General features: G+C 74.7%; 14 protein-coding genes. 4 read left to right on the forward strand and 10 right to left on the reverse strand.

All coding sequences use genetic code 11. The features are described from left to right. Positions 1-90: 90 nt before the first annotated feature. The 4 genes from ACI78S_RS15000 to ACI78S_RS15015 all read left to right on the forward strand — a co-directional run bounded on the left by ACI78S_RS15000 (position 91) and on the right by ACI78S_RS15015 (position 3,212). A complete protein-coding gene (locus tag ACI78S_RS15000; RefSeq protein ID WP_456974633.1) occupies positions 91-1,113 on the forward strand; it encodes a zinc-dependent alcohol dehydrogenase family protein in 1,023 nt (340 codons plus the stop codon). A gap of 146 nt (positions 1,114-1,259) precedes the next feature. Then, complete coding sequence (locus ACI78S_RS15005) at positions 1,260-2,300, forward strand: NAD(P)-dependent alcohol dehydrogenase (protein WP_456974635.1); 1,041 nt, start codon at positions 1,260-1,262, stop codon at positions 2,298-2,300. After that, entirely contained in the window at positions 2,297-2,497 is a 201-nt protein-coding gene (locus ACI78S_RS15010; protein ID WP_456974637.1) for a hypothetical protein, read from the forward strand. Before ACI78S_RS15005 ends, ACI78S_RS15010 begins: the two co-directional genes overlap by 4 nt. A gap of 94 nt (positions 2,498-2,591) precedes the next feature. After that, positions 2,592-3,212 (forward strand): hypothetical protein, encoded by a 621-nt coding sequence (locus tag ACI78S_RS15015; RefSeq protein WP_456974639.1) that lies wholly within the window; start codon positions 2,592-2,594, stop codon positions 3,210-3,212. Between the two features lie 12 nt (positions 3,213-3,224). On the opposite strand, the gene ACI78S_RS15020 is transcribed toward ACI78S_RS15015, so the two are convergent. The 10 genes from ACI78S_RS15020 to ACI78S_RS15065 form a co-directional block, all read right to left on the reverse strand. Then, the gene (locus ACI78S_RS15020) at positions 3,225-4,088 is read right to left on the reverse strand and encodes a PaaX family transcriptional regulator (protein WP_456974641.1); all 864 of its coding nucleotides are present in this window, start codon (positions 4,086-4,088) and stop codon (positions 3,225-3,227) included. A gap of 69 nt (positions 4,089-4,157) precedes the next feature. Continuing rightward, a complete protein-coding gene (locus ACI78S_RS15025) occupies positions 4,158-5,573 on the reverse strand; it encodes an alpha/beta hydrolase family protein (RefSeq protein ID WP_456974643.1) in 1,416 nt (471 codons plus the stop codon). A gap of 163 nt (positions 5,574-5,736) precedes the next feature. Continuing rightward, positions 5,737-6,786 (reverse strand): ABC transporter substrate-binding protein, encoded by a 1,050-nt coding sequence (locus ACI78S_RS15030; protein WP_456974645.1) that lies wholly within the window; start codon positions 6,784-6,786, stop codon positions 5,737-5,739. A 64-nt stretch (positions 6,787-6,850) separates the two neighbouring features. Further along, positions 6,851-8,125, reverse strand: coding sequence for a 2-hydroxyacyl-CoA dehydratase (locus ACI78S_RS15035; protein ID WP_456974647.1), 1,275 nt, complete (start codon positions 8,123-8,125; stop codon positions 6,851-6,853). Then, the gene (locus ACI78S_RS15040) at positions 8,122-9,207 is read right to left on the reverse strand and encodes a 2-hydroxyacyl-CoA dehydratase (protein ID WP_456974649.1); all 1,086 of its coding nucleotides are present in this window, start codon (positions 9,205-9,207) and stop codon (positions 8,122-8,124) included. Before ACI78S_RS15040 ends, ACI78S_RS15035 begins: the two co-directional genes overlap by 4 nt. A gap of 1 nt (position 9,208) precedes the next feature. Then, positions 9,209-10,435, reverse strand: coding sequence for a CaiB/BaiF CoA transferase family protein (locus ACI78S_RS15045; RefSeq protein WP_456974651.1), 1,227 nt, complete (start codon positions 10,433-10,435; stop codon positions 9,209-9,211). After that, positions 10,432-11,610, reverse strand: a complete 1,179-nt coding sequence (locus ACI78S_RS15050) for a cytochrome P450 (RefSeq protein WP_456974653.1) — start codon at positions 11,608-11,610, stop codon at positions 10,432-10,434. Before ACI78S_RS15050 ends, ACI78S_RS15045 begins: the two co-directional genes overlap by 4 nt. Next, entirely contained in the window at positions 11,607-12,464 is an 858-nt protein-coding gene (locus ACI78S_RS15055) for a PaaX family transcriptional regulator (protein WP_456974655.1), read from the reverse strand. The genes ACI78S_RS15050 and ACI78S_RS15055 overlap by 4 nt, the downstream gene beginning before the upstream one ends. Then, entirely contained in the window at positions 12,464-14,239 is a 1,776-nt protein-coding gene (locus ACI78S_RS15060; RefSeq protein ID WP_456974657.1) for an ABC transporter permease, read from the reverse strand. The genes ACI78S_RS15055 and ACI78S_RS15060 overlap by 1 nt, the downstream gene beginning before the upstream one ends. After that, a complete protein-coding gene (locus ACI78S_RS15065) occupies positions 14,236-15,447 on the reverse strand; it encodes an ABC transporter ATP-binding protein (RefSeq protein ID WP_456974659.1) in 1,212 nt (403 codons plus the stop codon). Before ACI78S_RS15065 ends, ACI78S_RS15060 begins: the two co-directional genes overlap by 4 nt. Positions 15,448-15,574: the final 127 nt, after the last annotated feature.

The following is a 15,574-nucleotide window of genomic DNA, read 5'->3' on the forward strand; positions in this document are numbered from 1 at the left end:
TCTCCACCCCCCACAAACCCGACCCCCCGCGCCCGCGTCGGACGGGGTTTCGTGGAGGCGTCACCACGAGCCCACCGAAGGAGCACCGTCTTGCGAGTAGCCGTCCTCCACGCCCCCGGCGACGTCCGCGTCGAGGAGCGCCCGCGACCGCAGGTCGAGAAGCGCACCGACGCCGTGATCAGCCTGGTCGCCGCCTGCGTGTGCGGCTCGGACCTGTGGCCCTACCGCGGCATCGAGCCGGTCGACGAGCCGCGCCCGATGGGCCACGAGTACGTCGGCGTCGTCGAGGAGGTCGGTGACGAGGTCACCGGCGTGCGGCCCGGCCAGTTCGTCGTCGGCTCGTTCTTCGCCTCCGACAACACGTGCGAGTTCTGCCGGGCCGGCTACCAGACCCACTGCGTCCACCGCGAGTTCGCCACCCCCACCGGCGCCCAGGCCGAGTACGCGCGCATCCCGCTGGCCGACGGCACCCTCGTCGCCACCCCGGGCATGCCGTCCGACGACCTGGTCCCGTCGCTGCTGGCCGCCTCCGACGTGCTCGGCACCGGCTGGTTCGCCGCGGTCGCGGCCGAGGCCGGGCCCGGCAAGACCGTCGCCGTCGTCGGCGACGGCGCGGTCGGCCTGCTCGGCGTCCTGGCCGCGAAGCAGCTCGGCGCGGAGCGGATCATCGCGATGAGCCGCCACGGGTCCCGCCAGGAGCTGGCGCTGGAGTTCGGCGCGACCGACATCGTGACCGAACGCGGGGACGAGGGCGTGGCCCGGATCAAGGAGCTCACCGGCGGGCTCGGCGCGCACTCGACCGTCGAGGCAGTCGGCACCCAGGAGTCGATGCTGCAGGCCGTCCGCGCCACCCGCGCCGGGGGGCACGTGGGCTACGTCGGCGTCACCCACGACGTCTCGCTGCCCGGAGAGGAGCTGTTCTTCTCCGGCGTCCACCTGCACGGCGGGCCTGCGCCGGTGCGCCGGTTCCTGCCGGAGCTGATCGACCTCATCTGGAACCGCACCATCGACCCCGGCAAGGTCTTCGATCTCGAGCTGCCGCTCGAGCAGGCCCCCGAGGCCTACCGCGCGATGGACGAGCGCCGCGCGATCAAGGCCCTGCTGCGTCCCTGACCGAGGAGCCCCCGTGCAGATCACCCGCAGCTCGATCGACACCGCCGAGGGGCCGGCCGACCGGTCGGTCACCGACGAGGAGTAGGCGGCCGCCCCGGCCGTCCACTGACACCCACCTGCACCACCGGACGAGGAGCACGACCCCTTTGCGCGTCAACGCCTACGCCGCCCCTGCCGCCGGCCGGCCGCTGGCCCCCACCACCATCGACCGCCGGGACGTCGGCCCGGACGACGTCCTCGTCGAGATCGAGTACGCCGGCATCTGCCACTCAGACATCCACACCGTCAACGGCGACTGGGGCCCGCAGCCGTTCCCCGTCGTCCCCGGCCACGAGATCGTCGGCGTCGTCACCGAGGTCGGGTCGGCGGTCACCCGGCACCGGGTCGGCGACCGGGTCGGCGTCGGCTGCATGGTGAACTCCTGCCGGGAGTGCGCCAACTGCCGGGGCGGCGACGAGCAGTACTGCCTGCAGGGCATGGTCGCGACCTACGCCGGCACCGACCGCGACGGCACCACCACCCAGGGCGGCTACTCCACCCACGTGGTCGTGGACGCCGACTTCGCGCTCCGGGTGCCGGAGGGCATCGAGCCCGCGGCCGCCGCGCCGCTGCTCTGCGCCGGTATCACCACCTACAGCCCGCTGCGCCGCTGGGGCGCCGGGCCGGGCGAGCGGGTCGCCGTCGTCGGCCTCGGCGGGCTGGGGCACATGGCCGTCAAGCTCGCGCACGCCATGGGCGCCGAGGTCACCGTGCTCTCGCAGTCGCTGAAGAAGCAGGAGGACGGCGTGCGGCTCGGTGCCGGCCACTACTTCGCGACCAGCGACCGGGACACGTTCGCGCAGCTGGCCGGCCGCTTCGACCTGGTCGTCAACACCGTCAGCGCGTCGATCGACGTCGACGCGCACCTGTCGCTGCTGGCCGTGGACGGCGCGCTGGTCAACGTGGGCGCACCGGCCGACCCGTTGAGCGTCAACGCGATGTCGCTGGTCGGCGGTCGCCGCGCCTTCGCCGGCTCGATGATCGGCGGCATCGCCGAGACCCAGGAGATGCTCGACTTCTGCGCCGCGCACGGCATCGGCGCGGAGGTCGAGGTCATCCCCGCCGACCGGGTCAACGAGGCCTACGAGCGCGTGCTGGCCTCCGACGTCCGCTACCGGTTCGTCATCGACGCCGCCACCCTGCGGTGACCTCGGACCAGCTGACCCGGCCGACCGGGTCGGCGGGGGCGTCCGCCGGTCCGGCCGGGCGGCTGCCGTTCGGCGTGCACGTGCTGCCGGTCGGCACGTCCCTCGTGCTCACCACCGAGTTCGTCGTCGGGGGCCTGCTGCCCCTCGGGGCTCGACCGGGGAGCCGGGTGGGAGGTGGGACGTGGCACGCGTGCTGATCACGGGTTCCGCGGGCGGGCTCGGCCGGCTGGCGGCGGAGACGCTGCTGGACGGGGGCACGACGTGGTCGTCCACGCGCGCGACCACGACCGGGTGACCACCGCGCGGGACCTGGTCGCCCGCGGGGCGGCGGCCGTCGTCGGGGACCTGGCGGGCCTGGACCAGACGCGCGACGTCGCCCGGCAGGTGGCACAGCTGGGTCCGGTCGACGCGGTGATCCACAACGCCGGGGTCTACGCCGGGCCGGACGTGCTCGCCGTCAACGTCGTCGCCCCCTACCTGCTCACCGCCCTGATCCCGCGGCCCGAGCGTCTGGTCTACCTCAGCAGCGGCATGCACCGGGGCGGTCGGGCACGGCCGGCGGGGCTGGACCGGACGGGGCGGGACGGGTCGGCGATGTACTCGGACAGCAAGCTCCTGGTCACGGTGCTCGCCTTCGCGGTCGCCCGCCGCTGGCCGGAGGTGTTCAGCAACGCGGTCGATCCGGGATGGGTGCCCACGCGGATGGGCGGCCGTGGGGCACCCGACGACCTGACGCTCGGGCACCGCACCCAGGAATGGCTGGCGGTCAGCGACGATCCGGGAGCGCGCACCACGAGCGGCTACTGGTACCACCAGGAGCGGCGGGAACCGCATCCTGCGTGCCGCGACACGGGGGTGCAGGACGACCTGCTCGCCGAGCTGGCGCGCCACACCGGCACGCCGCTGGCCTGAGCCGACCGCCGGCTACGCCTCCGTACCGGTGCCCTCCGACGCCGGGATCGTGTCGAGGACCTCGGCCGCAGCGGCGCGGGCCCGGACCTCGATCTCGGCGTGCAGCCGGTGGAACAGCTCCTGGGCGCGCTCGGCCGGCCACGGCTGGGGCAGCAGCTCGACCGGCAGCTGCGGCTCCTGGCGCAGCGCCAGCCGCCACTCCTCCTGCAGCGCCAGCTGGCGGCCGAGCGGATCGGTGTGGGTCCGGTCGGCGGCGCCGCCGTCCCAGCGCTCGAGGAAGCGCTCGTACCGGTGGGCCAGTGCCGGGATGTCCCAGACGTCGGTGAGCATGGCGGCGGCGTCGACGCCGGCGTGCGGCTGCGCCACGAAGGCGCGCACGTGCTCGGCGGCCTCCAGCCCCGCGAGGATCCGGTCCAGGTCGGGCACGGACGGCGCGATCCACAGCCCGCCCTGCAGCGGCCCGAACCCGGCCCAGAGCAGCCGGGTGCGCAGCTCGTGCCGCTGCCGCTGCCAGGACTCGGGCAGCTTGAAGCTCAGCAGCGTCCACCGGCCGTCCCAGTGCCGGTTGACCGCGCCGGTGCGCCAGATGCGCACGTAGCCGTCGTTGAGCACCTCGACCGACCGCGGCGTGAGGCCGTAGTAGACCTGCCGGCCGCTCCGCCGGCTCACCAGCCGCCCCCGCGTGACCATCCGCGCGATCGCCGAGCGGGTGGCGTGCGGCGAGACGCCCACCCGCTCCATCACCTCGATGAGGCTCGGCGTGGCCACCATCACCGGCCGGCCGAGGACGTGCGCGCCGTAGAAGGTGAGCAGCAGGCTCTCGGGCCGGAGGACGACGTCGTCCGCCGGCTGCTGCTCGTCGCCCCCCGTCCCCATCCGGCTCATCTTCACCCACCCGCGACGCCTGCGGGGGCGCCGCCCGTGGCGACGCCCCCGCAGGGGTGATCAGGGCTGCCCGGGGCACTCCTCCCCCGCGTTGCACGGCCGCAGCAGCCGCGCCGGCGCAGCGTCCACGAACCGCGCCGGGCCCGCGACACCGCTGCTCTCCGCGACCCGGTTCATCGCGTGCGGTGTCGCCGCACCGCCCCAGCGGCCGGTGTCGAGCCGGTGCTCCATCGTGCGCAGGGCCGAGAGGTGCTCGGCCGGGGTGAAGGTGCAGTGTCCGGGGCCGTCCACGTAGGTGGTGCGCAGCAGCTGCGCGTTCCCGGCCCGGCGGACGACGTCCTCGTAGGTGCGGCTGTGCGCCGGCAGCGCCGAGGCGTCACCGGTCGTGTTCATCGTCAGCACGGGAACGGAGATCTCGCCACTGGGCGCCATGTTCTCCTTCGCGTAGGCGACCGCACCCGGGTCGGCCGCGATCCGCGGCGCCGCGGCCAGCCGGTCGAGGTCGGCCTGCAGGTCCAGGCCGGCCGCGCGGTAGACCTCCTCGACGAGGTGCCGGTGCCCCGACCGCTGCAGCTGCTCCCGGTAGTCGACGCCGACGTTCCACGAGAAGTTGCCCCCGGCGCGGAACTCCAGCTCCTGCCGCGGGACGCCCATGCCCAGGCGGACGGCGTTGCGCAGGGCGTCGTACATCTGCGCCTGCTGCGCGGCTGCGTCGTGCCGGTCCGGCCGCGGGTCGGCGGGGTCCACCCACAGCGGCGAGTTGTTCATCGCCGCGGCGAGCGCGATGCGGGCCTTGCCCTCCGGGGTGCCCTGCGCCTGCTCCAGCAGCTGGGTAGCCGCCGCCGCGTCCGCAGGTGCCGGACCGGGGAACGCGGGGAGGTCGACCAGGGCGAGCTGCCGGTCGGTGGCGATCAGCTGGTCGACGACGAAGGTGGCGTCGAGCAGCTGGTTCCACTGCGCCACCGTCCCGCCCAGACCGTGGCAGAGCGGGATGGCGCCGTCGATGCGGTCGGGGAAGCGCTCGACGATCGCACCGGTGATGACGCCGCCGAGCGAGCCGCCCCAGGCGATCGTGCGCTCGGGCCCACCCACCTCGGCCTCGAACACGTCGAGCGCCGCCATCTGGTCGGCGGGGCCCTCCTCCACGGCCCACCCGAAGTGCGAGTAGGTCGACGCGAGGAGCGCGTACCCCTGGTCGAGCAGGGTCTCGCGGAGGTTCTCCGGACCCGGCATCGGCGGCTCCTGCACCGGACCGCCGCGGCTCCAGATGAGCAGCGTGCCGTTCCAGTCGGCCGGCACCTCGTACCGGAACGGGGCCTGGGCACCGTCGTCGCCCGTCGTCGCACCGGTGCAGACGGACGTCCCGTCGGGACCGGTCTGGCAGGTGACGTCGGCGGCAGCGGCCGACGGCGCCAGGGCGATCCCCCCGGCGGCGGTGAGCGTGACGGTGGCCAGCAGGCTTCGTCGTCGGAGCATGCAGCATCCCTCGTTCGGACCCCGGAGGGTCGGTGGAGCCCGCCGGCAGGCACCGGCGGGCGGCCGCCCCGACCGACGTCGGCGGCGGACGCATGGGGAACCGGCGTGCCGCCGGGAGGAACCGGTGGGTGCGCCGGCGCGGAGCCGGCGCAGCCACCGTCGATCAGGGCGCGCCGAGCAGCTGGGCGATCTCCGCGGCCTCGGCCTCGGGGACCGGGGTCGGACGGACGAAGTCCTGCGCGTCCTCGCCGAACGGCGAGATCGCGTCGGACACCTCGTTGAAGTAGGTGTTGCCCTCCTCCGAGAGCAGGTAGTTGGCGAAGAGCTTCCCGGCGTTCGGGCAGGGGCTCTCGGCGGCGAGGCCCAGGCCGATCTCCGGGCCGGTGGTCGGGGTCAGCACCGCCGACTCCACCGGGGCGTTGGTCTCCTGCAGGCCCGCCACGATCGCGGCGACGCCGGGGAAGCCGAGCGCGCCCTCACCCGCCGCGACGCCCTGGGTGGCGGGAACGGCGGAGTTGTACCAGCGCGGCTCGTTGGCGGCGACGGCCTCGAGGAAGTCGTCGCCGTACTCCTCGCGCATCAGCGCCCAGAAGGACAGGTTGGCCGGCGAGGAGGCGGGCTCGGCGAAGAGCAGCTCGCCCTTGTTGGCGGGGTCGGCGTAGAACTCCCACGAGTCCGGCGCCTCGCTCACCAGGTCCGTGTTGTAGACCATCGTCGTCGGCACCAGCTGCACGATGGGCGTCGCGCCGTCGTCGGCCGTGTACTCCTCGGGGAACTCGCCGGGGAACGCCGGCAGCCCGGCCTCGTTCACGGGCTGCAGCCAGCCGTTGCCCAGCGCCTCGCCGTAGAACGGCGACGAGGTCAGCAGGATCGCGTCGGCGACGGTCGCGCCGGCCTGCGCCTCGGTGGAGAAGCGCTGGCTGAGGTCGGCCGACACCAGCCGGACGAACGACACGGGGATGTCGTACTGCTCGGTGAACGCATCGGTGACCGACTGCAGGATCGTCTCGTCGACGGTCCCGTAGACGGTGAGGCAGTTCTCCTCCTGCGCGGCGGAGATGAGCTCCTCCAGCTCCGCCGAGTTCTCCAGCGTCGGCGCGGCGACCTCCTCGGTGCCGCCGCCGTCGTCGTCCCCTCCCCCGCAGGCGGTGAGGGCCATGGTGAGGGCGAGCCCTGCACCGAGAGCTCCGATGCTCTTCAGCCTGGTGCGCATTGACCTGTGTCCTTTCTGCTCCCGCGTCGGCGCGGGGTGTGGCGAGGGGTGGTGGTGCGGGTCGTCATCGGGCGCGGACGTCGGCCTGCAGGGGCGACCTCCCTCCGGGGTCGGCGAGCCGGCGCTCGATGAAGTCGCCGACCGCCGCGTCGACGCGCTCGGGGCCACCGGTGCGCGGGTCGGCGTTGCTGGCGTGGATCTCGAGGACCGGGATGCCGGCGTCCTCGAGGGCCTTCGTGGTGAACCAGCTGCCCGGGACGTCGTCGGCGACCAGGTGGACGACGCCGGCGACGCCGTGCGCCTGCGCCTCCTTCACGTACCAGTCGGTGCTCCACGGCGGGGTGTAGAGCTGGTCGGTCAACCCGGCGAACCGGGCGGCCAGCGCGCGCACCGGGTCGGGGCCGTAGCGCAGGTAGCCGTCGGCGGCGATCCCCAGGTACATCGACCAGACGAAGACCGCGCCGTAGCGCTCCTCGAAGCGGCGGTAGAGGCCGAGGTCGTACCAGAGACCGCGGCCCAACCACATGAGCCGCAACCGCTCGTCGGGCACCACCGCGGTGCCGGCGTCGACGAGCCCGGCCACCTCCTCGTACAGGCGGCGCGCGGCGTCGCGGCCCCACGCGGTGCCGCGGTGCCACTGCGGCACCATGACGGCCGGGATCGTGTCGCCGACGCGCACCGGCGTCGGGCGGGCGGCGGCGATCAGGTCGCGGGTGCGGCGGTTCCACTCGGCCTGCTCGTTCACCAGGTCCATCACCGCCCCCAGCCGGTCGGGGTCGAGCACCCGGCCGGTGCGCTCGGTCAGCCAGGTGGCGAGGTCGGTGATCTCCCCGGCCAGCAGGTCGATTCGCTCGGTCCCGAACGCCTCCTCCCACCGGTGCGGCACCAGCTCCCACCACCGCGGCGGCGCCTCGACGGCCGAGGAGCGCTCCAGCGGGTAGAAGTCGGTGCCGGGCAGCTCGGCCCACAGGTCGAAGACCTTGCGCGCCGCGTCGCCGCTGTTCTCGGCGATGACGACGGCGGGTTGCGGCAGCCCGCCCCAGGGCGGGTCGTGGAGGAACGACGAACCGAGGGAGATCGCGTCGTACTGGCGGCTGTAGTCGGGGTAGCCGCGGTCGCGCAGCACCTGCAGGGCGTCGTCGGCCCGCTGCTTGGCCGCCACCACCGACGCCCACCACTGGTTGACCACGTACGGGATGTCCATCGCCCGCAGCAGCTCCTGCGGGGCGTCGGCGTTGACCAGGGCGAGCGGCTCGCCGGCGGCGACCCGCGCCCGGATCCCGGCGAACCACTCCTTCTGGTACGCCGTGGCGGCCGCCGCCGCGCCGAGCCGGGTCACGACGCGCTCCCGGCGGGCACGGCGACGGCGGCCCGCAGCGCGTCGGCGTCCACCCGGTACGGCTGCCGGGCGAGCAGCACGGCGGGGACGTCGACCGCCGCGGCCTGGGCCGGGAAGTCCCAGGCGGGCGCCTCGTCGTGCTCCCGGACGACGGCGAGCAGCAGGTCGGCGCGGGCGGTGCGGACCCGCTCGGCGGTCGCCGCGGCCCGTGCGGGGATCGACGCCGTCGGCGCGGCCGGTCCGCGGTCGCGGTAGGCGAGGGCGAGGGCCGCGAGGTCCGGAGCCGCCGGGGCGGCGGGCAGGGCGGCGACGCCCCAGTCGTGGTCCTCCCCCACCACCAGGCAGCCGAGCTCCTCCTCCAGGGCCCGGTACAGCTCGTCGGTGTCCTGGCCGCTGCCGGTGAGGAAGACCCGGCGCGCGGCCGGGGCCTCCGCCGGCTCGGTGAGCACCTGCTCGAGCAGCGGGGCGACGTCGGCGGCCGGCAGCGCGGCGGCGGCGCCGACGGCGTGCAGCGCCGTCGTGCCGGTCGCACGGGGCCGCAGGTCGCGCAGCAGGCCGCGGACGCGCGCTGCGGCGGGGACGGCGGCGGCCAGCCGCTCCGCCGTCGGGGCGGTTCCCGTCCAGCCGGCCAGCGTGCCGGCCAGCTGCCGCAGCCGCGCCTCGTCGTAGCGGGCGGTGTGCGGCGTGGGCAGGTGCAGCAGGTCGAGCAGCACGACCGGCGGGAGCCGCCGGGCCGGCTCCAGCCGGCGCAGCTCGCGCAGCGCGTAGAACAGCTGCAGCGACGACTGCGAGTCGCGGGAGACCACCAGCCCGGTGAGGAACGCCAGCGAGCCGTCGAGCAGGCGGGTGAGCAACGAGTGCGCGACCGGGTCCTGGGCCCCGCCGAGGATCGCCCGCGCCTCCTCGGACAGCACGTCCGGCGAGCCGTGCAGCCGGTAGGCGACCGCCCCGGCGGCCTCGACCAGCTCGGCCGGCACGTCGGCGCCGACGACGCCGATCACCGGGCGGCCGTCGGCGGCCAGGGCCCGCACGTGGTCCGGCCGGGCGGCGTAGAGCTCGGCGAGGCGCTCGACCGCGGCCACCTCAGAGCACCCCCGCCGCGACCAGGGCGTCGATGCGCTCCTCGGCGTAGCCGCACAGCTCGCGCAGCACCGGCCGGGTGTGCTCGCCCAGCTGCGGCGCCGGCCCGTCGAGGGTCGTCGGGGTGCCGGAGAAGACGATCGGGACGCCGGCGCCGTACAGGTCGGCGCCACCCTCCAGCCGGACCACCTCGCCGCGCGCCAGCACGAGGGGGTCGCGGACCGCGGCGCTGGGGTCGCGCACCTCGGCGGCCGGGGCGCCGTGCGCGTCGAGGACGGCGACCGCCTCGGCCACCGGGCGCCCGGCCGCCCACTCGGAGATCAGCGCGTGCAGCTCGTCGGCGTGCGCCACCCGGCCGTCGCGGCCGGCGAACCGCTCGTCGTCCACCAGGTCGGGTCGGCCGATCGCGCGCAGCACGCCGTGCGCGAACGGGTCGACCGGCGCGCACAGCGCGAACCAGCCGTCCGCCGCCTGGAACGTGCCGAAGGGCGCGAGCCGCGGCACGGTGGCGCCGGTGCGCAGCGGCAGGCCGATCTGCTCGAAGGCGTCGAACGGCTCGCAGGCGACCAGCGAGGTCAGGGCGCCGAGCATCGAGACGTCGACGTGCTGCCCCGCGCCGGTGCGCTGCGCCTGCAGCACGGCCGAGACCGTGCCGATCACCGCGTACAGCGGCGCCAGCAGGTCGGCGATGGGCAGGCCGAGGCGGACGGGCGGCTCCCCCGGTGCGCCCGACGTCATCATCACGCCCGACAGCGCCTGGACGATCGTGTCCATCGCCTTGCCGGTGCCGGGGCCGCCCTCGGCGCCGAAGCCGCTGATCGACGTGTAGACCAGCCGCGGGTTGAGCGCGTGCGCCCAGGCGGCGTCGATGCCGAGCCGCGCGGTGACCCCGGCGCTGTAGTTCTCGACCAGGATGTCGGCCCGGCGCACGAGGTCGGCGAGCACCTCGCGGCCGCGCGGGTCGCGCAGGTCGAGCGTGATGCTCTCCTTGCCGCGGCCGCGCACCAGCATCGAGACCGACATGTCCTCCGCCGCGCCGCGGCGGACGGCGAGCCCCTCGCCGGTGACGTAGGGCGAGTTGTTCCGCGCCGGGTCGCCGCCGCGGTGCGGGTTCTCCACCTTGACCACCCGCGCGCCGAGCCCGGCGAGCAGGAGCGTGGCGTACGGGCCGGCCAGGGCGTTGGTCAGGTCGACCACGACCATGCCGGCCAGCGGCCGCTCGCCGGTCACGCCGCCGTCCCCGTGAGCCGCAGGGGCACCGACACGTAGCCGATCTCGGGCATCCGGGCACCCTCCAGGGGTCCGTCGACCTCGAAGCCGGCGGTGGCCGCCAGCAGCTCCTGCAGGGCGATCAGCACCATCAGCCGGGCCAGCGGCATGCCGGCGCAGCGGTGCCGGCCGCGGCCGAAGGCGAGGTGGGTGGCGATGTTGGGCCGGTCGAGCACGAACGCGTCCGGGTCGGGGAACTGCTCGGCGTCCCGGTTGGCCGAGGCGTAGACCAGGGTCACCGGCTCGGCCGGGCGGATCCGCCGGCCGTGCAGCTCGACGTCGTGCGCGACGGTGCGGGCGAAGCCGCGGTACGGGGTGTAGAGGCGCAGGAACTCCTCGACCGCGGCCGGCAGCAGCTCCGGGTGCGCGCGCAGCCGGTCCTGCAGCTCCCGGTCGCGCGAGAGGTGCACGCAGATCGACCCGAGCAGGATCGGCGGCGCCACCATGCCGACGACCAGGCTCTGCCGCAGGGCGCCGACCAGGTGCTCCTCGTCGAGGGGCTCGCCGTCGATCCGCTCGGCGAGCAGGGAGCTGGCCGGGTCGTCCTCCACCGGCAGCGGCGACTCCCGCCGGGCGCGGACCAGGTCGCGGGCGATGCCGTACATCCGCTCGCTCATCTCGTTGACGACCGGGCCGTCCATCCGCCGCCAGGCGCGCACCCACGCGGTCGCCGTGCCGGCCAGCTGCGGCGCGGTCTCCTCGGGCAGGTTCAGCCACTCGGTGGTCACCCACGCCGGGAAGCGCGCCCCGAACTCCTGGGCGACGTCGCCGGAGCCCCGCGCGACCAGGGGCGCCAGCTCGCGGGCGGCGTGCGCGCGGAGCCGCGGCTCGAGCTTCGCGATGCGCGCCCGCTGCAGGGTGCGGTCCAGCGCCTTGCGGTAGGGGGTGTGCGCGGGGGCGTCGAAGTTCAGCGGCGGACGGCGCAGGCCCCGGGGGTCGCTCGGGACGACGGCGCGCACGCTCGAGATGAAGGTGCGCGAGTCCGACGCGGCGGCGGCGACGTCGGCGTAGCGGGTGAGCGCCCAGAAGCCGCCGTAGGCGTCGGTGTGCGCCACCGGGCACTCCGCCCGCAGCCGCGCGTAGGTGCCCAGGGCGTCGTCGGGCGCGTCGGACGCCAGCGGGTCGAAGTCGCTCATCGGGCCGGCACCGGGATGGTGTGCAGCAGCGCGGACGCGGTCGCCCGGGCCTGCACCTCGACCGCGGCGTGCAGCCGGTGGAACAGCTCCTGCGCCCGCTCGGCCGGCCACGGGGCGGGGAGCAGCTCCACCGGCAGCCGGGGGTCGGTCCGGATCGCGCGCAGCCACTCGGCCTGCAGCGCGAGCTGGCGGGCGAGCGGGTCGGTGTGCGTGCGGTCGGCGGGGCCGCCGTCCCACCGCTCGATGAACGTCTCGTAGCGCTCGGCCAGCTGGGGCAGGTCCCAGGCGTCGGCGACCATCGCCGCCACGTCGGTGCCGGTGGCCGGGGAGGCGAGGAAGGCCCGCACGTGCCGGGCCGCCTCGAGCCCGTCGAGCAGGCGCTCGACGTCGACCGTGGCCGGCGCGACCCACAGGCCGCCCTGCAGGGGGCCGAACCCGGCCCACAGCAGCCGCGAGCGCAGGTCGTGCCGCTGCCGCTGCCACGACTCGGGCAGCGAGAAGCTCAGCAGCGTCCACCGGCCGTCCCAGTGCCGGTTGACCGCGCCGCTGCGCCAGATGCGCACGGCGCCGTCGTTGAGCACCTCCGCCGACCGCGGGGTCAGCCCGAAGTAGACGGGGCGGCCCTGCCGCTCGCTGACCAGCAGGCCCTTCTTCACCATCCGGGCGAGCGCCGAGCGGGTGGCGTGCGGCGAGACGCCGACGCGGTCCATGACGTCCAGGACGCTCGCCGAGGCGACCATCAGCGGCCGGCCCAGCACGTGCGCGCCGAAGAAGGTGAGCAGGAGGCTCTCCGGCCGCAGGCCGGGATCGGCGGCGAGGAGGTCGGCCTCGTCGGCCAGCGCCGGGCCGGCCATCACACCCCTCCGACGCGGGCGCTGACGCCCAGCTTGGACTTGCGCCGGGTGTAGGCCAGGACGACGACGAGCACGGTGGCCGTGATGAGGACCAGCACCGTCGACAGCGAGGCGAGCAGGGCGAACGAGCCGCTGGTGAACACCTCGAGGATGCGGAACCCGACCACCGGGTTGGCGGTGCCGGCCAGGATCGCCGAGGCGGTGAGGTCGCCGACGATGCGGATGAACAGCAGCGCCCACCCGGCGACCAGGCCCGGGATCATCAGCGGCACGTACACCTTGCGGAAGGTGCGGAATGGCCGCGCCCCCGAGATGGCGGAGGCCTCCGGCAGCTCCTTGCCGACGCCGCTGACCGCGGCGTCCGCGGCGATCGAGGCCTGCGGCAGGTAGAGGGCGAGGTAGCCGATCAGCAGGATCGCGAGCGTGCCGGTGAGGTGGAACGGCGCGCCGGCGAGCAGCAGCAGGATGCCGACGGCGATGACCATGTTGGAGATCGCGGCCGGCAGCTTGACCGCCACGTCGATGCCCTTGGCCAGCGCGGTGCGCTTGCGGGAGACGTAGAGGGCGATCATCGCCGCGCCGACCATGCCGATCAGGCCGCCGACCAGCCCCAGCCCGAGGCTGTTGCCCAGCGCCTTGAGCGTGGTGGCGTCCTCGAACACCGCCTCGGAGACGGCGGCGAAGCTGAGGTTGTCCCACGCGATGTTCGGGGTCCAGAAGCCGTTGAGCGAGACCAGCACCAGCGCGACGATCGGCAGGATCGTCGAGACGAGGACGTAGCCGAGCACCAGCAGCCGGGCCGGCCACTTCCAGGCACCGAGGTCGATCGTCTTCGCGCGGGCGCCCTTGCCGGCCACGGTGGCGTACCGGCCGCGCCGCAGGATGCGCAGCTGCAGCCAGTAGGCCAGGCCGACGAAGAGGACGACGAACCCGGACAGGCCGATCGCGACGTCGGTCTGCGGCGGGAAGGTGAAGGTCAGCAGCTCGACGATGCGCACGGAGATGACGTCGATGTCGGCCGGCGTGCCGATGATCGCCGGGATCGAGAACATGCCGACGCCGAACCAGATCGCCAGCAGGAAGCCGGCGCCGAGGCTCGGCGCGACCGCCGGCAGGGTCACCTTGCGCAGGGTCCGGAAGGTGCTCGCGCCGGACAGCCGCGAGGCCTCCTCCAGCGCGGGGTCGAGGTTGCGCAGCCCGGCCGAGGCGTTCATGAAGACGAACGGGACGGCGTAGAACGCCATCACCATGATCAGCCCGTACCAGGAGTTGATGTCCAGCGGGCCCTCGCGCATGTCCACGCCGAAGATCGCGAGGAAGTCGCGGATCCAGCTGTTGAGCAGCCCGGCCCGGGGCGAGAGCAGCATCGTCCAGCCCACCGCGCCGGCCACCGGCGGCAGCAGGAACGGCAGCAGCGGCAGCGCGTCGGTGAGCAGCCCCATGCGGGCGTTGGTGCGCTCGTTGAGCCAGGCCAGGGCCACGCCGATCACGAAGGCGAGCAGCGCGCTGGCGAGGACCAGGATCAGCGTGTCGAGCAGCAGCTTGCCGAGGTCGGGGACGGCCAGGGTGCGGCGGATCGGGTCGAGGGTGAGCGAGCCGTCGACCCAGAACATGCGGATCAGCACCCGGCCCAGCGGGACGACCACGATGCCGATCAGCACGGCGGCGATGAGCAGGGTGACGGCGTCGAACGGGCCCGGCAGCCGGCGGGCGCGACGGGCGCGGGCGGGCGCGGGGCTCTCCGGACGGGGACGGTCGAGGAGCGCGGTGCTCACGACGCCGGCACCATCGCGGGGGCGGACGGCGCCGACGCGGTCGCGGGAGCCGGCGGGGCGGGCTCGTCGTCGACCGGGAGCACCAGGACGTCGTCGGCGTCCACCGACACCCACGCCGCCGACCCGGCCGCGACCAGGTCCGACCGCGGGCTCCACAGGCGGACGTCGGTCCCGGACTTGCCGACGCTGACCACGTACTCGGTGTGCGACCCCACGAACAGCGGCGCCTTGACCGTGCCGGGCCACCTGTTCACGGTCTGCGGTTCCTCACGGGTCAGCAGCCCCCGCTCGGGCCGCCACATGGCGGCCACCCGGTCGCCGGTGGAGAACCGCCGGTCGGGCGCCCTCCCCACGAACCGCCCGTAGGGCGAGTCGACGACCACGGCGTCGCCGTCGACGGCGGCGACCGTGCCGACGACCTCGTTGATCGCGCCGATGAACTTGGCGACGTAGCGGGTGGCCGGGCGGTGGTAGATCTCCTGCGGCGTGCCGAACTGGGCGATGCGGCCGGAGTCGAGCACCGCGATCCGGTGCGCCAGCTCCATGGCCTCGGTCTGGTCGTGCGTGACGAACAGGGCGGAGAAGCCGAGCTCGCGCTGCATCGACACCAGCTCGAAGCGCAGCTGCTCGCGCACCTTGGCGTCGACGTTGGACAGCGGCTCGTCGAACAGCACCAGCTCGTCGTTGCTGACCAGCGCGCGGGCGAGGGCGATCCGCTGCTGCTGGCCGCCGCTCATCTGCCCGGGGTACTGCCGCTCCAGGTCGCCGACCCCGACCAGCTCCAGCGCGTGCCGCACCCGGCGGGCGATCTCGTCCTTGGCCGGCTTGCGGCCGCGCCGGCTCTGCAGCGGGTAGGCGACGTTCTTGAACGCCGTCATGTGCGGCCACAGCGCGTAGGACTGGAAGATCATGCTGATGTCGCGGCGCTCCGGCGGCACGTCCACCCGCTCGGCCGACGAGTAGACCGCCCGCCCGCCGATGCGGACGGCGCCGGCGTCGGGCGTCTCGAGACCGGCGATCGCCCGCAGCAGCGTCGTCTTGCCGCAGCCGCTGGGGCCCAGCAGGACCACGAAGTCACCCGCCGCGACCTCGAAGGAGACGTCGTCGATGGCGTTCACCACCGCCCCGCTCTCGCGGCGGAAGCGCTTGACGAGATTGGTCACCTCCACGACCGGCGTCGGGGAAGCGGTGGGCGTGTCGGGCGTCATCGCGTCGACCTGTCTCTCTGTGCGCGCCGTGCGAGCTGGACGTTGCTGCGGGGTTCGATCAGCCGGCGTTCCGCATCGGTGACGGCGGTCACCTCCCCGGACTGCGCCACATGTTTGCCGAATCGCT

This window comes from Geodermatophilus sp. SYSU D00815 (genome assembly GCF_054050035.1).